19 protein-coding genes and 2 tRNA genes are annotated in these 23160 nt (G+C 63.1%); 17 read left to right on the top strand and 4 right to left on the bottom strand.

The genetic code is table 11. The annotated features are described in order from the left end of the window. Positions 1-55: 55 nt before the first annotated feature. Positions 56-3286, top strand: coding sequence for a carbamoyl-phosphate synthase large subunit (gene carB / locus BM341_RS17050; protein WP_089797262.1), 3231 nt, complete (start codon positions 56-58; stop codon positions 3284-3286). Next, the gene (gene greA, locus BM341_RS17055; protein ID WP_089797263.1) at positions 3283-3759 is read left to right on the top strand and encodes a transcription elongation factor GreA; all 477 of its coding nucleotides are present in this window, start codon (positions 3283-3285) and stop codon (positions 3757-3759) included. Before carB ends, greA begins: the two co-directional genes overlap by 4 nt. Positions 3760-3903: 144 nt before the next feature. Here greA and yhbY read toward each other — a convergent pair whose 3' ends face one another. After that, on the bottom strand, positions 3904-4230 hold the full coding sequence (gene yhbY / locus BM341_RS17060) for a ribosome assembly RNA-binding protein YhbY (protein ID WP_089797296.1): 327 nt from the start codon (positions 4228-4230) through the stop codon (positions 3904-3906). Positions 4231-4482: 252 nt separating this feature from the next. On the opposite strand from yhbY, the gene rlmE reads away from it, so the two are divergent. The 15 genes from rlmE (at position 4483) to pnp (ending at position 19949) form a co-directional block, all read left to right on the top strand. Beyond that, complete coding sequence (gene rlmE, locus BM341_RS17065) at positions 4483-5097, top strand: 23S rRNA (uridine(2552)-2'-O)-methyltransferase RlmE (RefSeq protein ID WP_281246505.1); 615 nt, start codon at positions 4483-4485, stop codon at positions 5095-5097. Between the two features lie 111 nt (positions 5098-5208). Continuing rightward, positions 5209-7182, top strand: coding sequence for an ATP-dependent zinc metalloprotease FtsH (gene ftsH / locus BM341_RS17070; protein ID WP_089797264.1), 1974 nt, complete (start codon positions 5209-5211; stop codon positions 7180-7182). A gap of 84 nt (positions 7183-7266) precedes the next feature. Further along, positions 7267-8133: a dihydropteroate synthase gene (folP, locus tag BM341_RS17075; RefSeq protein WP_175507897.1), complete on the top strand. Its 867-nt coding sequence runs from the start codon at positions 7267-7269 to the stop codon at positions 8131-8133. After that, on the top strand, positions 8126-9475 hold the full coding sequence (gene glmM, locus BM341_RS17080) for a phosphoglucosamine mutase (RefSeq protein WP_089797265.1): 1350 nt from the start codon (positions 8126-8128) through the stop codon (positions 9473-9475). Before folP ends, glmM begins: the two co-directional genes overlap by 8 nt. A gap of 90 nt (positions 9476-9565) precedes the next feature. Continuing rightward, complete coding sequence (gene tpiA, locus BM341_RS17085; RefSeq protein WP_089797266.1) at positions 9566-10315, top strand: triose-phosphate isomerase; 750 nt, start codon at positions 9566-9568, stop codon at positions 10313-10315. Between the two features lie 4 nt (positions 10316-10319). Beyond that, positions 10320-10679, top strand: coding sequence for a preprotein translocase subunit SecG (secG, locus tag BM341_RS17090; protein ID WP_089797267.1), 360 nt, complete (start codon positions 10320-10322; stop codon positions 10677-10679). Between the two features lie 28 nt (positions 10680-10707). Continuing rightward, positions 10708-10794 (top strand) — tRNA-Leu (locus BM341_RS17095). Between the two features lie 138 nt (positions 10795-10932). Further along, a tRNA-Met gene (locus tag BM341_RS17100) sits at positions 10933-11009 on the top strand. Positions 11010-11238: 229 nt separating this feature from the next. Further along, the gene (gene rimP / locus BM341_RS17105) at positions 11239-11700 is read left to right on the top strand and encodes a ribosome maturation factor RimP (protein ID WP_089797268.1); all 462 of its coding nucleotides are present in this window, start codon (positions 11239-11241) and stop codon (positions 11698-11700) included. 66 nt (positions 11701-11766) lie between these two features. Continuing rightward, the gene (gene nusA / locus BM341_RS17110) at positions 11767-13257 is read left to right on the top strand and encodes a transcription termination factor NusA (protein WP_089797269.1); all 1491 of its coding nucleotides are present in this window, start codon (positions 11767-11769) and stop codon (positions 13255-13257) included. Positions 13258-13347: 90 nt separating this feature from the next. Then, complete coding sequence (infB, locus tag BM341_RS17115; protein WP_089797270.1) at positions 13348-15876, top strand: translation initiation factor IF-2; 2529 nt, start codon at positions 13348-13350, stop codon at positions 15874-15876. A gap of 18 nt (positions 15877-15894) precedes the next feature. Then, positions 15895-16326, top strand: coding sequence for a 30S ribosome-binding factor RbfA (gene rbfA, locus BM341_RS17120; protein WP_089797271.1), 432 nt, complete (start codon positions 15895-15897; stop codon positions 16324-16326). Then, positions 16326-17243, top strand: a complete 918-nt coding sequence (gene truB / locus BM341_RS17125; RefSeq protein ID WP_089797272.1) for a tRNA pseudouridine(55) synthase TruB — start codon at positions 16326-16328, stop codon at positions 17241-17243. Before rbfA ends, truB begins: the two co-directional genes overlap by 1 nt. Positions 17244-17322: 79 nt before the next feature. Beyond that, positions 17323-17592, top strand: coding sequence for a 30S ribosomal protein S15 (gene rpsO, locus BM341_RS17130; protein ID WP_089797273.1), 270 nt, complete (start codon positions 17323-17325; stop codon positions 17590-17592). A 224-nt stretch (positions 17593-17816) separates the two neighbouring features. Continuing rightward, positions 17817-19949, top strand: a complete 2133-nt coding sequence (gene pnp / locus BM341_RS17135) for a polyribonucleotide nucleotidyltransferase (RefSeq protein ID WP_175507898.1) — start codon at positions 17817-17819, stop codon at positions 19947-19949. Positions 19950-20127: 178 nt separating this feature from the next. Here the strand turns inward: pnp and BM341_RS17140 are convergent, their stop codons facing one another. The 3 genes from BM341_RS17140 to panB all read right to left on the bottom strand — a co-directional run bounded on the left by BM341_RS17140 (position 20128) and on the right by panB (position 23117). Beyond that, complete coding sequence (locus tag BM341_RS17140; RefSeq protein WP_089797275.1) at positions 20128-21303, bottom strand: acetyl-CoA C-acetyltransferase; 1176 nt, start codon at positions 21301-21303, stop codon at positions 20128-20130. 146 nt (positions 21304-21449) lie between these two features. Further along, a complete protein-coding gene (panC, locus tag BM341_RS17145) occupies positions 21450-22298 on the bottom strand; it encodes a pantoate--beta-alanine ligase (protein ID WP_089797276.1) in 849 nt (282 codons plus the stop codon). 27 nt (positions 22299-22325) lie between these two features. After that, on the bottom strand, positions 22326-23117 hold the full coding sequence (gene panB, locus BM341_RS17150) for a 3-methyl-2-oxobutanoate hydroxymethyltransferase (protein WP_089797277.1): 792 nt from the start codon (positions 23115-23117) through the stop codon (positions 22326-22328). Positions 23118-23160: the final 43 nt, after the last annotated feature.

The following is a 23160-nucleotide window of genomic DNA, read 5'->3' on the forward strand; positions in this document are numbered from 1 at the left end:
GAACATTGCCCCGAGAACCGTCGTCATTCGTCACCCTTATTTTGCGGAAAGTCCCATGCCCAAGCGTACCGACATCCAGAGCATCCTGATCATCGGCGCCGGTCCGATCGTCATCGGACAGGCGTGCGAATTCGACTACTCCGGCGCCCAGGCCTGCAAGGCACTGCGCGAGGAGGGGTACCGAGTCATCCTGGTCAACTCCAATCCGGCGACCATCATGACCGACCCGGCCATGGCTGATGCCACCTACATTGAGCCGATCACCTGGCAGACGGTGGAAAAGATCATCGAAGCCGAGCGCCCCGATGCGGTGCTGCCGACCATGGGCGGTCAGACGGCGCTGAACTGCGCGCTTGAACTGGAAAAGCATGGCGTGCTGGCAAAGTACGGCGTGGAGATGATCGGTGCCAACGCCGATGCGATTAATATGGCCGAAGACCGCGATCTGTTCGATCAGGCCATGAAGCGTATCGGTCTTGAGTGCCCGAAGGCGAAAGTCGCGCACTCCATGGACGAGGCGTGGGAGATTCAGGCGGAACTCGGCTTTCCCACCATTATTCGCCCCTCCTATACCATGGGCGGCTCCGGCGGCGGCGTGGCGTACAACAAGGAAGAGTTCGAGGAGATTTGTACGCGCGGTTTCGAGCTCTCCAACAACCACGAGTTGCTGATCGACGAGTCGCTGCTGGGTTGGAAGGAATACGAGATGGAGGTCGTGCGCGACAAGCACGACAACTGCATCATCGTCTGCGCGATTGAAAACTTCGACCCCATGGGCGTGCACACCGGTGACTCCATCACCGTGGCGCCGGCCCAGACGCTGACCGATAAAGAGTATCAGATCATGCGTGACGCCAGCCTCGCGGTGTTGCGCGAGATCGGCGTCGAGACCGGCGGCTCCAACGTGCAGTTTGGCATGGATCCCGAGACCGGCCGCTTGGTGGTCATCGAGATGAACCCGCGGGTATCGCGCTCCTCGGCGCTGGCTTCAAAGGCGACTGGTTTTCCGATCGCCAAGATCGCTGCCAAGCTAGCCATCGGCTATACCCTGGATGAGCTTCAGAACGATATTACCGGTGGGCGTACGCCAGCGTCGTTTGAGCCCTCCATCGACTATGTGGTTACCAAGATTCCGCGCTTCACCTTCGAGAAATTCCCACAGGCCAACGATCGGCTGACGACGCAGATGAAGTCGGTGGGCGAGGTGATGGCGATTGGTCGTACCTTCCAGGAGTCGCTGCAGAAAGCGCTGCGTGGGCTGGAAACCGGTAACGATGGCCTTGATCCGATTATTACCGACTTCACGCCTGACAACATGGCGGTTATCCAGGGCGAGCTTCAGGCCGCCGGTGCCGAGCGTATCTTCTTCATTGCCGATGCCCTGCGCGCCGGCATGAGCGTCGACGAGGTCTTCACGCTGACCAATATCGATCCCTGGTACCTGGTGCAGATCGAGGATCTGGTGCTGACCGAACAGGCCGTGGCCAAGCGGTCGCTGTCCGACTTCAGCGCCACGGAGCTCTATCGCCTGAAGCGCAAGGGCTTCAGCGATGCGCGCCTGGCGAGCCTGCTGGGGGTCGCCGAGAAGGAGTTTCGCAAGACCCGCCAGCGGTTCGGCATCCGCCCGGTCTACAAGCGCGTCGATACCTGTGCCGCCGAGTTTGCCTCGGATACCGCCTATATGTATTCCACCTACGAGGAGGAGTGCGAGGCCGAGGTCAGTGACCGCCAGAAGATCATGGTGCTGGGCGGCGGGCCCAACCGCATCGGCCAGGGCATCGAGTTCGACTATTGCTGCGTGCATGCGGCGCTGGCGATGCGTGAGGATGGTTATGAAACCATCATGGTCAACTGCAACCCGGAAACCGTCTCCACCGACTACGACATCTCCGATCGCCTCTACTTCGAGCCGGTGACGCTTGAAGACGTGCTCGAGATCGCCGACAAGGAGCAGCCGGTCGGGGTGATCGTGCAGTTCGGCGGCCAGACGCCGCTCAAGCTGGCGCGCGAGCTCGAGGCCGCCGGGGTGCCGATCATCGGCACCACGCCGGACGCCATCGACCGCGCCGAGGACCGTGAGCGCTTCCAGCATATGATCGACAAGCTGGGCCTCAAGCAGCCCCCCAATGCCACGGCGCGCAGCTTTGAAGAGGCCTTCGCCAAGGCCGAGGCGATCGGCTACCCGCTGGTGGTGCGCCCGAGCTACGTCTTGGGCGGTCGGGCCATGGAGATCGTCTATGACGCCTCCGAGCTCGAGAATTACATGACCCATGCGGTCAAGGTCTCCAACGACTCGCCGGTGCTGCTCGACCACTTCCTCAATGCGGCCGTCGAGATCGACATCGACGCGGTCAGCGACGGGACGCAGGTGGTGATCGGAGGCATCATGCAGCACATTGAGCAGGCCGGCGTGCACTCCGGCGATTCCGCCTGTTCTCTGCCGCCCTACTCCTTGCCGGCGCACGTGCAGGACGAGATGCGCAGCCAGGTCAGGCAGATGGCCGTGGAGCTCGGCGTCAAGGGCCTGATGAACGTGCAACTGGCCTGGCAGGATGGCGAGGTCTACATCATCGAGGTCAATCCGCGCGCCTCGCGCACCGTGCCTTTCGTCTCCAAGTGCATCGGCATCTCGTTGGCCCAGATCGCCGCACGCTGCATGGCCGGCAAGACCCTGGCCGATCAAGGCTTCGAGCGTGAGATCGTGCCGCATTTCTTCAGCGTCAAGGAGGCGGTGTTCCCGTTCAACAAGTTCCCAGGGGTCGACCCGATCCTGTCGCCGGAAATGAAGTCGACCGGTGAGGTGATGGGTAGTGGCGAGACCTTCGCCGAGGCGTTCTACAAGGCGCAGCTGGGCGCCGGGGAGGCGATTCCGCCGCTGACTGGTGCGCGCAAGGCGTTTCTCTCGGTACGCGATCCCGACAAGGACGGAGTTCTCGAGGTGGCCCGATCTCTGCTAACATTGGGGTTCACCCTATGTGCGACTCGCGGCACGGTGGCGGCACTCGAAGCGGCCGGTCTGCCGGTAGAGGTCGTTAACAAGGTTTATGAAGGCCGTCCGCATATCGTCGATCTGCTCAAGAACGACGAGGTCGCCTATATCGTCAACACGACCGAGGGCCGCCAGGCCATCAACGACTCCTCGGTGATCCGTCGCACTGCACTCGCCCGCAAGGTTCCCTATGCCACGACGCTGGCAGGGGCCAATGCCGTTTGCATGGCGCTCGAGTATGGCAATGCCATTACCGTGCGGCGGTTACAGGAACTGCATGCAGGAGCAACGCAATGAACAAGGTCCCGATGACCGTCGCCGGCGAGAAGCGCCTGCGAGACGAGCTGGAGCACCTCAAGAGCGAGGCTCGGCCCAAGGTGATCGCTGCCATCGCCGAGGCTCGCGAGCATGGCGACTTGAAGGAGAATGCCGAATACCATGCAGCCCGTGAACAGCAAGGCTTCATCGAGGGCCGCATCCAGGAGATCGAGGGCAAGCTCTCGAGCGCCCAGGTCATCGATGTCACCAAGCTGCCCAAGACCGGCAAGGTGATCTTTGGCGTGACCGTGGAGCTGATCAACCTGGAGTCCGATGACGAGGTGACCTACCGCATCGTCGGCGAGGACGAGGCCGACATCAAGTCCGGCCGTATCTCGGTCACATCCCCCATCGCCCGTGCCCTGATCGGCAAGGAAGAAGGCGACGTGGTGGTGGTCAGGACCCCGGGCGGAGAAGTCGAATACGAGGTCGGCAGCGTCGAGCACCTGTAGCCCTTCGGTCAGCGCCTAGCAGGTCAGTAACGGGCGGCAGGTGTCGAGGTAGAAAACGAGAAAACCCGCCGGGAAACATACTTGGCGGGTTTTTTCTGGATTTCTCCTGGGTGTTTGCCATCTTCCTGCTCGGCGCTCGGCGTTCTAACGCCGTCCGTGATGCTCCTCGAATCGCTTGATGTTGGAGAGCTTCGGATTGGCCTGCGGATTGCGCCGATAGAGCAGTGCCATCTTGCCGATGGTCTGTATGGTCTCGGCGCCACTCGTCTTGACCAGCTCGTCGAGCATGGCGCGGCGATCGTCGCGCTCCGGCAGGGCCAGCTTGACCTTGATAAGCTCGTGGTCGCTGAGTGCCCGCTCGAGTTCGGCCAGTACGCCCTCGGACGCGCCGTTCTCGGAGACCGTGACCACGGGGTCGAGATGGTGCCCGATGCTGCGAAATGCTTTCTTTTGTGCCTGTGACAAGCTCATGGTATCTTGCGTCTTCCCGGTTGCGCGCAGCCGCCCATGGTAAGGCGAAACACCGTCGGACGAAAGGCGTGATGCTTCGGATGTCTTGCCGCTACCGGGTTTGAAGGTCACCATTGATTGTCGTCTTCACCATCTGCCCGACCACCTGTTCGTTCTTTTCCTCGTTTTTTCGCAGGTAATGCCGTGGCCACACCCCCTTCTTCTCGACAGGACGCGGGCCGCCGCGCCGACAAGCGTGCTGACCGCAAGCCGGTGAGCAAGACCAGTGCCGCCTGGATGAAGGAGCACTTCGATGATCGTTATGTGCAGCAGCGCTGGCAGGATGGCTATCGCAGCCGCGCCAGCTACAAGTTGCTGGCGCTGGACGAGAAGGATCGGCTCTTCCGGCCCGGCATGACGGTGATCGATCTGGGTGCTGCGCCGGGCGGTTGGAGTCAGGTGGCTGCGGAAAAGGTAGGCGAGCACGGCCTGGTGGTTGCTTCGGATCTCCTGGAGATGGATGCGCTGGCGGGCGTCGAGTTCGTTCAAGGCGATTTTACCGAAGAGGCGGCGCTCGAGGCGATCCTGACGATCCTAAATGATCGTCCGGTAGACCTTGTGATGTCCGACATGGCCCCCAATATGAGTGGTATGGCAGCCATCGATCAACCTCAGGCGATGCATCTTGCCGAACTGGCCCTGGACCTGGCGCAACAGACCCTGCCCCCGGGTGGTCGTTTTTTGACCAAGGTGTTTCAGGGCGAAGGGTTCGATGCCTTCTTCAAGGCGCTTCGAGGCAGCTTTACGCGCGTGGTGACTCGCAAGCCCGAGGCCTCTCGAGCACGCTCCCGGGAGGTGTACTTGTTGGCGGAAGGCTTTCGCGGCTGAACCTCAAGTCGCTCAATCCAACGTCGGCGGTGGCTGAACGCGACCGGCTCATGTAGTGTCGAAGTCAATAAGCATACCAGCCGACACGATTCCAGAAGTGAGGGTGTTCCCTTGAACGACATGGCGAAGAACTTGATTCTGTGGTTGGTCATCGCGGCGGTCCTGCTGACGGTGTTCAACAACTTCAGCGTCGACACCGCACCGCAGACGATGAACTATTCTCAGTTCGTCGAGCAGGTGCAGAACCAGCAGGTCCGCAGTGTCACCATCGATGGCTACACCATCAGTGGTGAACGCACGGATGGCTCGCAGTTCCAGACGATCCGCCCGGCGGCGGAAGATCCCAAGCTCATGGACGACCTGCTTGCCAACGACGTAACCGTCGTCGGCAAAGAGCCCGAGCAGCAGAGCCTGTGGACGCGGTTGCTGATTGCCAGCTTCCCGATTCTGCTGATTCTCGGCATCTTCATGTTCTTCATGCGTCAGATGCAAGGCGGTGGTACTGGCAAGGGCGGGCCGATGAGCTTCGGCAAGTCCAAGGCCAAGCTGCTCTCGCAGGATCAGATCAAGACCACGTTCTCCGACGTGGCCGGCTGCGACGAAGCCAAGGAGGAGGTCGAGGAACTTGTCGACTTCCTGCGTGACCCAACCAAGTTCCAGCGCCTGGGCGGCACCATTCCGCGCGGCGTGCTGATGGTGGGCCCGCCCGGCACCGGTAAAACGCTACTGGCCAAGTCGATTGCCGGTGAGGCCAAGGTACCGTTCTTCTCGATCTCGGGCTCCGATTTCGTCGAGATGTTCGTGGGTGTCGGTGCTTCGCGTGTGCGTGACATGTTCGAACAGGCCAAGAAGCAGGCGCCCTGCATCATCTTCATCGACGAGATCGATGCCGTGGGCCGTTCACGCGGCGCCGGCATGGGCGGCGGCAACGACGAGCGCGAGCAGACCCTCAACCAGCTGCTGGTCGAGATGGACGGTTTCGAGGCCAACGAAGGCATCATCGTCATTGCCGCGACCAACCGTCCCGACGTGCTCGACCCGGCGCTGCTGCGCCCGGGCCGCTTCGACCGCCAGGTAGTGGTAGCACTGCCCGATGTGCGGGGGCGCGAGCATATCCTCAACGTGCACCTGCGCAAGGTACCGTTGGCCGATGACGTCAAGCCCTCGCTGATCGCCCGCGGCACGCCTGGTTTCTCCGGCGCCGACCTGGCCAACCTGGTCAACGAGGCTGCGCTGTTCGCCGCGCGTCGCAACAAGCGCCTGGTGGGCATGGATGAACTCGAGCTCGCCAAGGACAAGATCATGATGGGCGCCGAGCGCAAGTCCATGGTCATGACCGAGAAGGAGAAGCTCAATACCGCTTACCACGAGTCGGGCCACGCGATCATCGGGCTAGTGGTGCCGGAGCATGACCCGGTCTACAAGGTCACCATCATTCCCCGTGGCCGGGCGCTGGGTGTCACCATGTTCCTGCCCGAGGCCGATCGCTACAGCCTGTCGCGTCAGCAGATCATCAGTCAGATCTGCTCGTTGTTCGGTGGCCGTATCGCCGAGGAAATGACGCTCGGACCCAACGGCGTGACCACCGGGGCGTCCAACGACATCAAGCGTGCCACCGAGCTTGCGCATAACATGGTCGCCAAGTGGGGGCTCTCCGATGAAATGGGGCCGATCATGTACGACGAGGACGAGTCACACCAGTTCCTCGGCGGACCCGGCCAGGGCGGCAAGCTCAAGTCCGGTGAAACCACCACCCGCCTCGACAAGGAAGTCCGCAAGATCATCGATGGCTGCTACGCCCAGGCGAAGCAGATCCTCGAGGACAACCGCGACAAGCTGGACGCCATGGCCGAGGCGCTGATGAAATACGAAACCATCGACGCCACCCAGCTCAAGGACATCATGGAAGGGCGTGATCCACGCCCTCCCGAGGGTTGGGACGACCCCAGCAGTGGCGCGCCTTCGGCCGGTGACTCTGGCTCGCAGGCCGCACCCGAGGCACCCGGCCAGGCCGATGGCGACGAGAACGACGACGGCCCCCGCCGCCGGCCTTCCGACCCGCTGGGGGGGCCGGCTGGCAGCTGAAATCTCAGGTAGCGCGTATCAGGCAGGCGCCCCGCGGGGCGCCTTCTCACGTCTGGTGTTCATTCATTCCTTGATTCAGGCAGCATGATGGCCAGTACCGCATCGATACACCTGCCGTGTGGGCGGCATCGCCTCGATATTTCCTACCCACGCGTCATGGGAATACTCAACGTGACCCCCGACTCGTTCTCCGACGGCGGGCAGCACCTGGTGCTCGACGACGCCTTGCGTCATGCCGAGCGCATGCTCGCCGAGGGGGCCGCGATCATCGACGTGGGCGGCGAGTCGACCCGTCCAGGCGCCGCGACGATCAGCCCTCAACAGGAGCTTGACCGGGTGGCGCCGGTGGTCGAAGCACTGGTTCGCGAACTCGACGCCTTGGTGTCGGTGGACACCAGCGCCCCCGAGGTGATGCGCGAGAGTGCCTCGCTGGGCGCGGGAATGATCAATGATGTCCGTGCGCTGGAGCGTGACGGGGCGTTGGAAGGCGCCATAGGGACGGGCCTGCCGGTCTGCCTGATGCATCGGCAAGGCGAGCCCCACGACATGCAGCAGGCGCCCCGCTATGATAGGCCCGTGGAGGAAGCGGTCGCCGACTATCTCGAGGCGCGTATCGCGGCTTGCGAAGCGGCGGGCCTGCGTCGCGAGCGTCTGTTGCTGGACCCTGGCTTCGGCTTCGGCAAGACCGTGGAGCATAACTTGCGCCTGCTGAACCGCATGGAGCGTCTCGAGCGTCTCGGACTGCCCTTGCTGGTCGGCACGTCACGCAAGAGCATGATCGGCAAGGTGTTGGCACGCCCGGTCGAAGAGCGGCTCCCCGGCGGCCTGGCTCTGTCGGCCCTGGCTGTCGAGCGGGGAGCGAGAATCCTGCGTGTCCACGATGTCGGTCCCACGGTGGACGCAGTGAACATGACCTGGGCGGTACTCAAGGAAGGTTTCGAACATGACTAGACGTTATTTTGGCACCGACGGCATCCGCGGCACCGTGGGCGAGGCGCCGATTACCGCGGATTTCATGCTCAAGCTGGGCTGGGCCACGGGACGAGTGCTGGCGCGCGAGACGGGGCGCGCCCGGGTACTGATCGGCAAGGACACGCGGATTTCCGGTTACATGTTCGAGTCGGCGCTGGAGGCCGGGCTTTCGGCAGCGGGTGTCGATGTGATGCTGCTCGGCCCCATGCCCACGCCGGGCATCGCTTACCTGACGCGCACGTTTCGTGCTGATGCCGGCATCGTCATCTCGGCCTCGCATAACCCGTTTGCCGACAATGGCATCAAGTTCTTCTCCGCCGAGGGTGTCAAGCTCGACGATGCGGTCGAGGCAAGAATCGAAGCCATGATCGAGGAGCCGCTGACCACCGTTCCCGCTGACCGCCTGGGCAAGGCGGTGCGCGTCAATGACGCCGCCGGGCGCTACATTGAATTCTGCAAGTCGACCATCCCCGACCGGCTCAGTCTGCATGGTCTACGCATGGTGATCGACTGCGCCAACGGCGCGACTTACCACATTGCACCCAGCGTGTTTCGTGAGCTGGGTGCCGAAGTCAGCGTGATCGGCGCCACCCCCGATGGTTTCAACATCAATCAGGAGGTGGGCTCCACGCATCCGGCGCGGTTGCGGGCCGAGGTGATCCAGCAAGGCGCCGATCTCGGGGTGGCCTTCGATGGCGACGGCGATCGGGTTTTGCTGGTGGATGCCGACGGGCGCGAGATCGATGGCGACGATATCCTTTACCTGATCGCCTGCGATCGCCATTCCCGTGGCCAGTTGGGCGGTGGCGTGGTCGGCACCGTGATGAGCAACTTCGGGCTGGCGGCGGCCTTCGAGGCCTTACAGGTTCCCTTCGAGCGCGCCAAGGTGGGCGATCGCTATGTCATCGAGCGACTGGCCTCGAACGGCTGGCAGCTCGGCGGGGAGTCGTCGGGCCATATCGTCTGCGGCCATGTTCAGACCACCGGCGATGGCATCGTCTCCGCGCTTCAGGTGCTGGCGATCATGGTGCGCGAGGAAAAGCCGCTCAGCCGCCTGCTGTCGGGCCTGGAAAAAGCGCCGCAAGTGCTCGTCAACGTTCGCCTGACGCCGGGCAGCGATGCCAAGGCGATGCTGGAAAAGGACGCGCTCAAGCAAGCGGTAAGCGCCGTGGAGTCGGAGCTCGGCGATCAAGGGCGGGTGTTGCTGAGGGCGTCCGGTACCGAGCCGTTGATTCGCGTCATGGTCGAGGGTCGCGCTCACCTTGATGTGGATGGGCTGGCGCGTCGCCTGGCAGGCGAGGTCGAGGGGTTGCTGAGCTAGTAGCCGACCTGGGCGGCCCGGCCGCGGCTGTGGTTGTCTTGGCCAGAGCACTCCTATACCATTTCGCACCACCTTGAAAGAGGACACCCGATGCGCACGCCATTGATCGCCGGTAACTGGAAGATGAACGGCTCTCGGGAGCTGATCGAACACTTCGGTCGCCAGGTCACCAGCGACGCATTGCCGGGCGGAGTGAGCGCGGCGCTGATGGTGCCTTTTCCCTATCTCGAGGCGGCAAACAAGGCGTTCAAGGCGGGACCGTTGGTAGTGGGCGCCCAGACCCTCAGCGATCAGCCCTCCGGCGCCTTTACCGGTGAGGTGAGCGGCAATATGCTCGCCGAACTCGGGGCGCAATATGTCCTGGTGGGGCACTCGGAGCGGCGCGCATTATTCCATGAGGACGACACGGCCGTGCTGGCGCGCGTCAGGGCCGCGCTTGCCGCAGGCCTGGTGCCGATGCTGTGCCTGGGCGAGACCCTTGAGGAGCGGGAGGCCGAACGGACCGAGGCGGTGGTGCTCGGCCAGCTCGAGGCGGTATTGGACGCCCTCGAAGCGGATCAGCGCCAGCGTCTGGTGATCGCCTACGAGCCGGTGTGGGCCATCGGCACCGGACGCACGGCCTCACCAGAGCAGGCGCAGGCCGTGCATGAGGTCATTCGCGCTCGCCTGGCGCGTTACTCGGCGCCCCTGGCCGAGGGCATGCAGTTGCTCTATGGCGGCAGCATGAAGGCGAGCAACGCCGCCGAGCTGCTTGCCCAGCCGGACATCGACGGCGGCCTGGTGGGCGGTGCTTCGCTCAAGGTCGACGATTTTCTAGCCATCTGTCAGTCAGCAGGTTGAATCCATGCAAGTTGCTATTCTCATGATCCACGTGGCGATTGCCATCGCCCTGGTTGCGCTTATCCTGCTGCAGCAGGGCAAGGGTGCCGAAGCCGGTGCCGCCTTCGGGGGCGGCGCCTCCCAGACCGTGTTCGGTTCGCGCGGCAGTGGCGGCTTTCTGGCCAAGTTCACCGGCGTGCTTGCCGTAGCGTTCTTCGTGACGTCGCTGGCCCTGGCCTGGTTCGCCAGCCAGGCAGGTGACGCGCCCCAGGCAGGCATCCCAGATGCCGAGCTGGTCGAGCGTCAGCAGGGCGTGCCAACCCTTGACGATGACAGCGACGACGTGGATAATACCGCGCCAGTGCTAGAGGAAAGCAGCGACTGAGGTCTTGCTGAAATCCAGCCTCCCTGATGCCGAAGTGGTGGAATTGGTAGACACGCTATCTTGAGGGGGTAGTGACCTTATGGTCGTGCGGGTTCAAGTCCCGCCTTCGGCACCACCCGATATAACGATGGGGGCAACGCCAGTCGAAGCGTCCATCGCATTGTCAGTAGCAGGATTGGCAATAAGGCAATATAGAGTGCGATACGTCTTGACGCGAAACACCGGCAGGCGTAAAGTCCTCGACCTAGATTGATGCGGGGTGGAGCAGTCTGGTAGCTCGTCGGGCTCATAACCCGAAGGTCATCGGTTCAAATCCGGTCCCCGCTACCATCTTCCTGGCAGGCGTCTTCGGGTCTCATCGAAGTCAGATAGCGCCGCCGAAGAGGAAGAGGTACTACAGGTTTCTTGTAAAAGCCCCTTCCTGTGAAGGGGCTTTTTGTTAGCAGACAACCCGGCGATGCAGGGCATGACGGGTGTTGATCCGTTCCATGTCCATCAGCCACCTGACTCTTCTGACTCCCGGCCAGGTGCCTGATGCAACGGCTGTAGGAGTTTTTCCGTGGCAATCAAGGATGCGGCACTGCAAGCGCTGATCGAGCCCGTGGTGACTTCCATGGGCCTCGAGCTGTGGGGCATCGATTACCTGTCCCAGGGCAAGCACACACGGCTGGTGATTTACATCGAGCATGACGATGGCGTGACGGTCGACGATTGCGCCGATGTGAGTCGCCAGGTGAGCGCGGTGCTCGATGTCGAGGATCCCATCCATGGCGAATATCGCCTCGAGGTGTCTTCGCCGGGCATGGATCGGCCGCTCTTTACGCTCGACCACTTCACGCGTTATCGCGGCCACCAGGTGAACATCAAGCTGCGCACTCCCTTCGATGGGCGACGCAAATTCCAGGGGTTGCTGGCCGGCGTCGAGGGCGATGATGTGCTGCTGCAACTCGACGGCGAAGAATACTGCTTTCCCATCGACACCATCGATCAAGCGCGTCTGGTGCCCCGCTTCGATGATTGAGCTCAGCACCCGGGGTCGACATATGAAGATGGTGGTCAAGGACAGGTTTTCTGGCGAGGCAAAGGCATGAGTAGAGAAATACTGACGGTCGTTGATGCGATCTCCAACGAGAAGGGCGTGCCCCGCGAGGTGATTTTCGAGGCCGTCGAGGCGGCACTTGCCAGCGCATCGCGCAAGCGCTTCGAGAATCAAGAAGCCAGCGTTAGGGTACACATCGACCGCAGCACGGGCGACTACGAGACGTTTCGCCGCTGGGAAGTGATCGAGGACGACGACTTCGACGGCCCCGATGCCCAGATCAAGCTCTCCTATGCCCAGCGCCGCGACCCGCCGCTGGGGCTGGGTGATGTCGTCGAGGAGCGTATCGAGAATGCTTCCTTCGGCCGGATCGCCGCCCAGACCGCCAAGCAGGTCATTGTGCAGAAGGTCCGCGAGGCAGAGCGAGCCGAAGTCGTTCGCATCTACGCCGAGCGAGAAGGCGAGCTCGTCGCCGGTATCGTCAAGAAGACGACGCGTGATGGCCTGATCATCGATCTGGGCGACAACGCCGAGGCGTTCCTGCCGCGCAGCGAGATGATCCCGGGCGAGCGCTACCGCATGAACGAGCGGGTGCGTGCCCTGCTGGTCAAGGTCGACCCTGAAGCGCGCGGCGCCCAGCTGATCCTGTCGCGCACGTGTCCGGAGCTGATCATCGAGCTGTTCATGATCGAGGTGCCGGAAATCGCCGAGCAGCTCATCGAGATCAAGGGCGCGGCGCGTGATCCGGGTTCGCGGGCCAAGATCGCCGTCAAGACCAATGACCGGCGCATCGACCCGGTCGGTGCCTGTGTTGGCATGCGTGGCTCGCGCGTTCAGGCGGTCTCCTCGGAGCTGCAGAACGAACGGGTGGATATCGTGCTGTGGGATGACAATCCCGCCCAGCTGGTCATCAACGCCATGGCACCGGCAGAGGTCGCCTCGATCCTCGTCGACGAGGACGCCCATGCGATGGACGTGGCCGTCGCCGAGGACAACCTGGCCCAGGCCATCGGCCGCAGCGGTCAGAACGTTCGCCTGGCCTCTGAGCTTACCGGCTGGCGTCTCAACGTCATGACCGAGGACGAGGCGGAGGACAAGCGCGACCAGGAGATCGACAGCCTGGTCGAACACTTCATCCAGCACTTGGAAGTTGACGAAGATGTGGCGCGCTTGCTCGTCGAGGAAGGCTTTACCTCGATCGAGGAAGTCGCCTATGTGCCGGTGGAAGAAATGCTTGAGATCGAAGAGTTCGATGAAGCAACGGTCGAAGAGCTACGCGCCCGCGCCAAGGATGAGTTGTTGAACCTGGCCATCGCCTCCGAAGAGGAGCTCGATGGCGCCCAGCCGGCCGACGACCTGCTGGAAATGGACGGCATGGAACGTCACCTGGCCTACATCCTGGCCAGCCGAAAGATCGTCACCATGGAAGATCTTGCCGAACAATCCGTCGATGATCTGCTGGACATCGAAGGAATGGACGAGGAGCGCGCCGCGGCACTGATCATGACTGCCCGTGCGCCGTGGTTCGAAGGCGAATAATTCAAGAGCATCTAGCTCGATGTCGAATCATTCGAATCATGAATCATTCGATTGCGAACAGTATTAGGTCACGGGCTGAGGAGGGTCGTAATGTCAGAAATGACCGTTAAGGATTTTGCAGCAAAAGTGGGGCGTGATGTGCCTCGCCTGCTCGAACAGATGAAAGATGCCGGACTTGAACACAAGTCGGAAGGCGACGCCGTGTCCGAGGAGGACAAGCGTCAATTGCTTGACCATCTCACCAAGAGCCATGGTGGCGGTCCGGGCGCGAGGAATCGCGTTACCCTGACGCGCAAGACCAAGAGCCGCATCAAGACCGGTGAGCGAGGCAAGTCCATCGAGGTACAGGTGCGCAAAAAGCGTACCTACGTCAAGCGTGCCGAAGAGGAGGCGCCTGCGCCCGAGCCGGAGCAGGAAACCGGTCCTCGCCAGCTGGTGGGTGACATGGCCGATTCGCGCCAGGCCCAGGAGGAGCGCGATTCTCGTGAGGCCGAGGAGACCCGGGCACGCGCCGCTGAAGAATCGGCTCGCGAGGCTGCGGCCAAGCTCGAGGCCGAAAAGGCCGTGACCCAGCCGGACATTCCGGTGCCAGAGTTGGACGATAGCGCGCCCTCTCCCAGCGAACCGCCGGCACCGCCCAAGGAAGGCCGAAGCGACGTGCGCCGCGCCGCGGTCAAGAAAGCGACCACCAAGGCGGGCGCCGGCAAGAAGGGGCGCAGCGACCGTGAAGACGAGCGTGGCGATCGCGACGAGCGCCGCCGGGGAGGCGGCAAGAAGGTCAAGCGTGCCGAGCGCCGCGGCAGTCGTCGTGGTGGCGGTGGCCAGAGCGGCGGCAAGCATGGCTTCCAGAAGCCGACCCAGCCGATCGTGCGCGAGGTATCGATCCCCGAGTCGATCAGCGTCGCCGATCTGGCCGACAAGATGTCGATCAAGGCCAATGAAGTCATCAAGGCCATGTTCACCATGGGCGCCGCGGTGACCATCAACCAGACCATCGATCAGGACACCGCGGCGATCGTGGTCGAGGAAATGGGCCACACGCCCAAGCTGGTCAAGGACGATGCGCTGGAGACCGAGGTGCTCGAGGGCATCTCCTACGAGGGCGAGGAAATCACCCGCTCGCCGGTCGTTACGGTCATGGGTCACGTCGACCACGGCAAGACGTCACTGCTCGACCATATCCGCAAGGCCAAGGTGGCGACCGGGGAAGCCGGTGGCATCACCCAGCACATCGGCGCCTATCACGTGGAAGACGACCATGGTGGCGTGACCTTCCTGGATACCCCAGGCCACGCGGCGTTCACCGCCATGCGTGCTCGCGGTGCCAAGGCGACCGACGTGGTCGTGCTGGTGGTGGCCGCCGACGACGGCGTGATGCCCCAGACCATCGAGGCCATCGAGCACTCGCGGGCCGCCGAAGTGCCCATGGTGGTGGCGATCAACAAGATCGACAAGCCGGGTATCGACCTGGACCGGATCAAGAACGAGCTCTCGCAGCACGGCGTGATCTCGGAAGAGTGGGGCGGTGATACGCAGTTCGTCCACGTCTCCGCGCACACCGGCGAGGGCATCGACAACCTGCTGGAGTCCATCCTGTTGGTGTCTGAGGTGCTCGAGCTAAAGGCCGTTCCGGAAGCGCCCGGCAAGGGCGTGGTCGTCGAGTCGCGTCTCGACAAGGGTCGCGGTCCGGTGGCCACCGTGCTGGTCCAGAACGGTACCCTGCGCAAGGGCGACATCGTGCTCGCCGGCCTCCATTATGGCCGCGTGCGCGCCCTGACCAACGAACTCGGCAAGCAGGTCGACGCGGTCGGCCCGTCCATGCCGGTGGAGATCCAGGGGCTCGACGGTACACCCGAGGCGGGTGACGACTTCATGGTGCTGGCCGACGAGAAGAAGGCCCGCGAGGTCGCCAACTTCCGTCAGGGCAAGTACCGCGAGGTGCGCCTGGCGCGTCAGCAGAAGGCCAAGCTGGAGAACATGTTCAGCCAGATGGGGCAGGATGTTGCCGCCAAGGTCAACATCGTGCTCAAGGCCGACGTGCAGGGCTCGCTGGAAGCCATCAAGGGCGCACTGGAAGAGCTCTCCACCGACGAGGTGGAAGTGGCCGTGGTATCTTCCGGCGTGGGCGGTATCACCGGTACCGACGCCAACCTGGCGCTGGCCAGTGACGCCATCGTGGTCGGCTTCAACGTGCGTGCCGACGCCGCGGCCCGCGAGATCATCGAGCGTGAAGGGCTGGATCTGCGCTACTACAGCGTCATCTACCAGCTGATCGACGAGGTCAAGCAGGCCATGAGCGGCATGCTGGCGCCGGAGTGGAAGGAAGAGATCGTCGGCATTGCCGAGGTTCGTGACGTCTTCCGCGCACCGAAAATCGGTGCCATCGCCGGCTGTATGGTGATCGAGGGCACGGTGCATCGCCACAAGAAGATCCGCGTGCTGCGCGAGGATGTGGTGATCTACGAGGGCGAGCTCGAGTCACTGCGCCGCTTCAAGGACGACGTCCAGGAAGTGCGCAATGGCATGGAATGCGGTATCGGCGTGAAGAACTACAACGATGTCCAGGTCGGCGACAAGATCGAGGTCTTCGATCAGATCAAGGTCGAGCGCACGCTCTAACCGCTCGAGGAGGCCTTAATGCGCGAGTTCAAGCGTACCGACCGAGTCGCTGATCAGCTCCAGAAGGAGCTGGCAGTACTCATCCAGCGTGAGGTCAAGGACCCGCGCCTGGGCATGGTCACCGTCAGTGGCGTCGAGGTAAGCCGTGATCTCGGCTATGCCGACGTTCACGTGACGCTGCTGGGAGAGGAGGATGCCGCGCGGATCAAGGAGAACCTCAAGGTTCTCAAGCAGGCCGCCGGCTTCCTGCGCAGCCAGATCGCCCGGCGCGTCAAGCTGCGCCATGTGCCCGAACTGCGCTTTCACTTTGATGAGAGCGTGGTGCGCGGCCAGCGGTTGTCATCGCTGATCGACGAAGCGGTACAAAGCGATCGTCTGCGTCAGGACGTCGAAGATGGCTCGCGGGACGAGCCGGGCGAGGCGTTGGATGACCGGGAGGGTCGTGATTGATGGCGCGTCGTCGCCGTGGCCTCCCTGTGAATGGTGTTCTGCTGCTTGACAAGCCCAAGGGTCTGTCGAGCAACCACGCCTTGCAACAGGCGCGACGCCTGTTCCAGGCGCAGAAAGCCGGCCATACCGGGACGCTGGACCCTATGGCGACGGGGTTGTTGCCGGTCTGCTTCGGTGAGGCGACCAAGTTTTCGGCGTATTTGCTGGAGGCCGACAAGGTTTATCGCGCCTGCGTCGAACTGGGGGCGTTCACCGACACCGGCGATGCCGAAGGCGAGCGGGTCGAGCGCTTCGCGGTGCCGCCTCTCGTCGAGGCCGATATCGAGGCAGCGCTCGAAGGCTTTCGCGGCGACATCGATCAGGTGCCGCCCATGCACTCGGCGCTCAAGCACCAAGGGCGCAAGCTCTACGAGCTGGCGCGGGAAGGCAAGACGGTAGCGCGTGCAGCGCGTCGCGTGACGGTGTATGATGCGCGCCTCCTCGCTTTCGAGGGCGAGGCCTTCGAGCTCGAGGTGCGTTGCAGCAAGGGTACCTATATCCGTACCCTGGCCGAGGATCTCGGCCGTGCCTTGGGCTGTGGCGGCTATATCAGTGCGCTGCGTCGCCTGGCAACCGGGCCCTTCGAGGCCGCGGACATGTTGAGCCTCGAGACACTCGAGGAGCTGCCTGGCCAGGGCGAGCGCGAGGCGACATTGCTGCCCGTGGATGCCCTTGTTGCGCATCTGCCAGCGCTCAAGGTGGACGGCGAGGCGGGCCGACGACTGAACCACGGCCAACCGGCCGGTGTTGACACCGACGGGCTGGCGGTAGGCGAGATCGCGAGACTCTACCATGACGAGGTCTTTCTGGGCCTCGGCACGGTAACGGGGCCACAGGAGGTGGCGCCGAAACGACTGCTCAACACGGCAGTCGATTGAAGGAGAAACGTTCGAGACTGCAAATATGCGTGGTCTCACTCTTTTCACCACTCAGGCATATTGCTTACTGGAGAGACAGATGGCACTGACCGCTGAACAGAAAGCCGAAATCGTCAACGAATTTGGTCGTGGCGACAACGATACCGGATCCCCCGAAGTTCAGGTGGCTCTGCTGAGCGCCAACATCAACGGCCTGCAGGATCACTTCAAGACTAACAAGCAGGACCACCACTCGCGTCGTGGCCTGATCCGTATGGTTAACCAGCGTCGCAAGCTGCTGGATTACCTGAAGCGCAAGGACTTCGAGCGCTATCAGGCACTTATCCAGCGCCTCAGCCTGCGTCGCTAAGCTGAAAAAGGGGGCACCTCTGCGCTTATGCTGCGTGGCCCCGGCCTTTTCGCCAGTGACGACGATGAAACGGGTAGCCCTGCGGGGCTGCCCGTTTCTCGTTTCTGGGGCAAAAGGCGCGATGAGTTACCATCCGTCGATATGGTGGTTCTCCCGCCCATGACCCCCTAAAATGGTCGCCGAGCCGAAATGATCAAAACATCGAAAAGTTGAAGGAAGTCGCCGTGAATCCGGTCAAGAAAACATTTGAGTACGGTCGTAGCACCGTCACCCTGGAAACCGGGCGCATTGCCCGCCAGGCCACCGGTGCCGTGATGGTCACCATGGACGACACCGTGGTGCTTTGCACCGTGGTCGCCAGGAAGGAGGCCAACCCTGCACAGCCCTTCTTCCCGCTCTCCGTCCACTATCAGGAAAAGACATACGCGGTCGGCAAAATTCCCGGCGGCTTCTTCAAGCGCGAAGGACGCCCCACCGAGAAGGAAACCCTGACCTCGCGGCTGATCGATCGGCCGATTCGCCCGCTGTTCCCCAAGGGATTCATGAACGAGGTACAGGTGGTCTGCTCGGTGCTCTCCACCGACCGCAACCATGACCCGGACATCGCCGCGATGCTCGGCACCTCCGCCGCGCTGATGATATCCGGCGTGCCCTTCAATGGCCCGATTGCCGCGGCACGCGTCGGCTTCAACGACGACAAGGGCTACTTTCTCAACCCCACCGTCGAGGAGCTCGCTGGCTCCGAACTCAACATGGTGGTGGCAGGTACCGAGAAGGCCGTGCTGATGGTCGAGTCGGAGGCCAAGGAGCTGCTCGAGGACGAGATGCTGGGTGGGGTGCTCTTCGCCCATCAAGAGATGCAGGTCGCCATCTCGACCATCAAGGAACTCGCCGCCGAGGCCGGCAAGCCGAAGTGGGACTGGCAGCCTGCTGTCGAGAATACCGCCCTGAAGACGGCGGTAGCGGAAGCCTTCGAAGACAAGGTGGGCGACGCTTACCGCCTGACCGACAAGATGATCCGCCAGGACGCCCTTTCAGTACTCAAGGCGGAGGCCGTCGAGCAGCTGGCCGGTGAAGGCGAGGGCAAGTTTGATGTCGACGAGGTAAAAGCCGCCTTCGCGGGGCTGGAGAAGCGCATCGTACGCTCGCGAGTGGTCAAGGGCGAGCCGCGGATCGACGGGCGCGACCTGAAGACCGTGCGTCCGCTGGATATCGAAGTCGGCAGCCTGCCCAAGACCCATGGCTCGGCCATCTTCACGCGCGGCGAGACCCAGGCAATCGTGATCGCCACCCTCGGGACGCTGCGCGATGCCCAGCTGATCGAGTCGCTGGAAGGCGAGCGCAAGGACCGCTTCCTGTTGCACTACAACTTCCCGCCCTACAGTGTGGGCGAGGCCGGTTTCATGGGCGGTCCCAAGCGCCGCGAAATCGGCCACGGCCGCCTGGCGCGCCGCGGCGTGCAGGCGATGCTGCCCGACGAAGCCGACTTTCCCTACACCATCCGCGTGGTGTCGGAAATTACCGAGTCCAACGGCTCGAGTTCCATGGCCTCGGTGTGCGGCTCGTCACTGGCGCTGATGGACGCCGGCGTGCCGATGAAGGCGCCGGTGGCCGGCATCGCCATGGGGTTGGTCAAGGACGATGACGGCTTCGCCGTCCTCACCGACATCCTTGGTGACGAAGATCATCTTGGCGACATGGACTTCAAGGTCGCGGGTAGCGTCGAGGGTGTCACCGCCCTGCAGATGGACATCAAGATCGAGGGCATCAACGAGGAAATCATGGAGGTCGCGCTCCAGCAGGCCCATGAGGCGCGCCTGCACATCCTCGAGCAGATGAATACGGTCCTCGCCCAGAGCCGTGCCGAAGTCTCCGAGAACGCCCCATCGATGGCCACCATCAAGATCGACCCGGAGAAGATCCGCGACGTCATCGGCAAGGGTGGCGCCACCATCCGCAAGATTTGCGAGGACACCGGTGCCTCGATTGATCTGGATGATAACGGCACCGTGCGCATCTACGCCGAGGACAAGGCGGCTGCCAAGCGCGCCATCGACACCGTGCTGGCAATCACCGCCGAGGCGGAAATCGGCAAGCTCTACCGCGGCAAGGTGGTGCGCATTGCCGATTTCGGCGCCTTCGTCAATATCATGCCGGGCACCGATGGCCTGGTGCACATCTCCCAGATCGTCCCCGAGCGGGTCAACGATGTGCGCGACTTCCTCAACGAGGGCGACGAGGTCGTGGTCAAGGTACTCGACATCGACAACCGCAACCGCGTGAAGCTCACCATCAAGGAGATGACCCCGGAAGAGAAAGCCGCTTTCGAGGCCGAAGCGGCTGACGCCGAGTTATAAACGCCGAGCGCCGAGCTGCAAGCAAAACCGCCGCCAGGGTCCTGCCCTGGCGGCGGTTTTTTATGTGTAGTAAACTCAAAAAAGGCGTGCCCCGGGAGTCAATCCCGGGGCACGCTTTCTGCTAGGCGCTAGGCGCTAGGCGCTAGGCGCTAGGCGCTAGGCGCTAGGCGCTAGGCGCTTACCGCTCGATGGCCAGCGCCACGCCCTGCCCGCCGCCGATACACAATGTCGCCAGGCCCTTTTTGGCATCCCGAGCGATCATTTCATGCAGCAGGGTGACGAAGATACGACAGCCAGAGGCGCCGATCGGGTGGCCAAGCGCAATGGCGCCGCCGTTGACGTTGATCTTGGACGTATCCCAGCCGAGTTCCTTGTTGACGGAAATGGCTTGGGCGGCGAATGCCTCGTTGGCCTCGATCAGGTCCAGGTCGTCAAGGCTCCAGCCGGCCTTCTTGAGACACAGGCGGGTGGCCGGCGCCGGACCGATGCCCATGATGGCGGGGTCGACGCCGGCGTTGCTGTAGGCAGCAATGCGCGCCAGCGGCTCGAGTCCCAGGGCCTTGGCTTTCTCGGCCGAGCAGATCATCACCACCGCGGCGCCGTCGTTGAGGGCGGAGGCATTGCCGGCGGTTACGCTGCCGTCTTTCTTGAAGGCCGGACGCATGCCCGAAAGCTTCTCGGCGGTCACTTCACGCGGATTCTCATCGGTATCGAAGACCAGCGGGTCGCCCTTGCGCTGGGGAATCTCCACCGGCACGATCTGACTCTTGAACTTGCCTTCCTTGATGGCCGCGGCGGCTTTCTGCTGCGACGCGGCGGCGAACTCGTCCATCTCCTCGCGGCTGATGCCGTACTTCTCGCCCAGGTTCTCGGCGGTGATGCCCATATGGTAATGGTTGAAGGCGTCCCACAAGCCGTCGTGGACCATGGTGTCGATGGCCTTCCAGTCGCCCATGCGCTGGCCGGTGCGAGAGTTGGGCAACACGTGCGGTGAGGCGGACATGTTCTCCTGTCCGCCGGCAAGGATCAGCTCGGCATCGCCGCAGCGGATCGCTTGAGTCGCCAGGTGCAGGGCCTTGAGACCCGATCCGCAGACCTTGTTGATGGTCATGGCGGGCACGGCATCCGGCAGGCCACCCTTGATGGAAGCCTGGCGGGCGGGGTTCTGACCCACCCCTGCGGTCAGCACCTGACCGAGCAGGACCTCGTCGACCTGATCACCGGAAACGCCGGTGCTGGCGAGAATGTCCTTGATGACATGAGCGCCCAGGTCGCTGGCGGGAATGCCGGCGAGGGAGCCACCGAAGGCACCGACGGCCGTGCGGCGCGCGGCAACGATCACCACTTCTTGCATGGGAAAATCTCCTGAACGTGAATAGCGGACTTGCGTTATCTCAGCATAGGGGACCCTGGCTTGCTGCGGCAATGCCCAAGATGGCGAATACGTGCAATAGACGGAATTTTCTCGCCGCTAGCGCTGGTCTCGATGCAAGGCTGCGCTCAGCGGGGCAATACCAGGGGCTGGTTATCGATCAGGCGCGTCGTACCCAGTCGGGCGGCGGCGAGCAGGATGGCGTCGTGCGTAGTCGCCGTCACCGGCCCTAGGTCCTCGGCACGCAATTCCAGGTAATCGGGCACGAAGCCGGTCTCCTCGAGGCATGCCAGTCCCTCAGCGAGCGTCGAGTCGACATCGGCGCCGTCCTCCAGGCGCTGGCGTAGCTCGCACAGGATCGAATAGAGCCGTGGTGCGATGATGCGCTGGTGTGTCTCGAGATAGCCGTTGCGAGAGGAAAGCGCCAGGCCGTCCTCGGCGCGCACAATGGGGACTCCGACTATTTCGACTGGAAAGTGCAGGTCGGCGACCAGGCGTCGGATCACCGCCAGCTGCTGATAATCCTTCTGGCCGAAGCAGGCCAGGTCGGGCTGCACCAGATTGAAGAGCATGGCGACGATGGTGGCGACACCATCGAAATGTCCCGGCCGCGAGCCGCCACAGAGGCCCTCGCTGATCTCGGGGACGCGAATGCGCGTCTGGCTTTCGAGAGGGCGAGGATAGACGGCATCGACCGCCGGGGCGAACAGCAGGTCGCAACCGGCGGCCTCAAGCTGGGCCTGGTCATCGGACAGGGTGCGCGGATAGGCCGCCAGGTCTTCGCCCGGCCCGAATTGTAGTGGGTTGACAAAGATAGTCGTTACCACCACATCGCAGCGCTCGCGGGCGGCCGCGACCAGCGCCAGATGGCCGGCATGCAGGTTGCCCATGGTGGGCACTAGCCCGATGCGTTGGCCATGCCGGCGATAGTGATTCAGTGTCGTGCGCAGATCGGGGATCTCTCGCAGGGTATGCATCCTGGTGGATCTCCTGGGAACCGGTGGTCAGAAACTATGCTCTTCGGCGGGGAAGCGGCGTGCCTTGACGTCTTCATGGTAGCGGCGAAACGCGCCCTGAATATCGGCGGCCTCGGCCATGAAGTTCTTGACGAAGCGTGGTGTTCGACCGTGGGTCACGCCCAGTACGTCGTGCATGACGAGAATCTGGCCATCGGTATCGCTGCCCGCGCCGATGCCGATCACCGGCACGTCCAGTGCCTCGGTCACGGCGCGCCCCAGGCTTGCCGGCACGCACTCGAGCAGTATTACCGAAGCGCCGGCTTCCACCAGGGTACGGGCATCCTCGAGGATCTGGGTTGCCCGCTCGGCTTCGCGACCCTGCACCTTGTAACCCCCCAGCTGATAGACCGACTGAGGCGTCAGGCCCAGATGGGCGCAGACCGGAACGCCACGCCGGGTCAGTTCACGGATGCCCTCGGCCATCCAGGCCTCACCTTCGACCTTGACCAGCTCGGCGCCGGCGCGCATCAACGCGCCGGCATCCTCAAGCAGGCGCTCGAGACTGGCGTTGCTCATGAACGGAAGATCGACCATCATCAGGCTGGCAGTCTTGCCGCGGGCGACGCAGCGCGTGTGGTAGCAGATGTCGTCGACGGTCACCGGGAGCGTGCTGGCATGACCCTGCAGGACCATGCCCAGGGAGTCGCCTACCAGCAGGACTTCGATGCCCGCCTCGCCGGCAGCGCGGGCGAATGAGGCATCGTAGGCCGTCAGGCAGCTAAAGGGCTCTCCGGCGTGCTTCAAGCTTTTTAGCGTGCTCAGGGTGACGGTTTTCATGGCGTGCTCTCGTCGTTGTCGGCGGTCGGTGTCGATTGCCGCC

This window comes from Halomonas korlensis (assembly GCF_900116705.1).
Taxonomy (GTDB): domain Bacteria; phylum Pseudomonadota; class Gammaproteobacteria; order Pseudomonadales; family Halomonadaceae; genus Halomonas; species Halomonas korlensis.

Bases quoted from the DNA above. Each gene is read 5' to 3' on its own strand.
- carB (WP_089797262.1), top strand. From the start codon at position 56: ATGCCCAAGCGTACCGACATCCAGAGCATCCTGATCATCGGCGCCGGT.
- greA (WP_089797263.1), top strand. From the start codon at position 3,283: ATGAACAAGGTCCCGATGACCGTCGCCGGCGAGAAGCGCCTGCGAGAC.
- yhbY (WP_089797296.1), bottom strand. From the start codon at position 4,230: ATGAGCTTGTCACAGGCACAAAAGAAAGCATTTCGCAGCATCGGGCAC.
- folP (WP_175507897.1), top strand. From the start codon at position 7,267: ATGATGGCCAGTACCGCATCGATACACCTGCCGTGTGGGCGGCATCGC.
- glmM (WP_089797265.1), top strand. From the start codon at position 8,126: ATGACTAGACGTTATTTTGGCACCGACGGCATCCGCGGCACCGTGGGC.
- tpiA (WP_089797266.1), top strand. From the start codon at position 9,566: ATGCGCACGCCATTGATCGCCGGTAACTGGAAGATGAACGGCTCTCGG.
- secG (WP_089797267.1), top strand. From the start codon at position 10,320: ATGCAAGTTGCTATTCTCATGATCCACGTGGCGATTGCCATCGCCCTG.
- nusA (WP_089797269.1), top strand. From the start codon at position 11,767: ATGAGTAGAGAAATACTGACGGTCGTTGATGCGATCTCCAACGAGAAG.
- infB (WP_089797270.1), top strand. From the start codon at position 13,348: ATGTCAGAAATGACCGTTAAGGATTTTGCAGCAAAAGTGGGGCGTGAT.
- rbfA (WP_089797271.1), top strand. From the start codon at position 15,895: ATGCGCGAGTTCAAGCGTACCGACCGAGTCGCTGATCAGCTCCAGAAG.
- truB (WP_089797272.1), top strand. From the start codon at position 16,326: ATGGCGCGTCGTCGCCGTGGCCTCCCTGTGAATGGTGTTCTGCTGCTT.
- rpsO (WP_089797273.1), top strand. From the start codon at position 17,323: ATGGCACTGACCGCTGAACAGAAAGCCGAAATCGTCAACGAATTTGGT.
- BM341_RS17140 (WP_089797275.1), bottom strand. From the start codon at position 21,303: ATGCAAGAAGTGGTGATCGTTGCCGCGCGCCGCACGGCCGTCGGTGCC.
- panC (WP_089797276.1), bottom strand. From the start codon at position 22,298: ATGCATACCCTGCGAGAGATCCCCGATCTGCGCACGACACTGAATCAC.
- panB (WP_089797277.1), bottom strand. From the start codon at position 23,117: ATGAAAACCGTCACCCTGAGCACGCTAAAAAGCTTGAAGCACGCCGGA.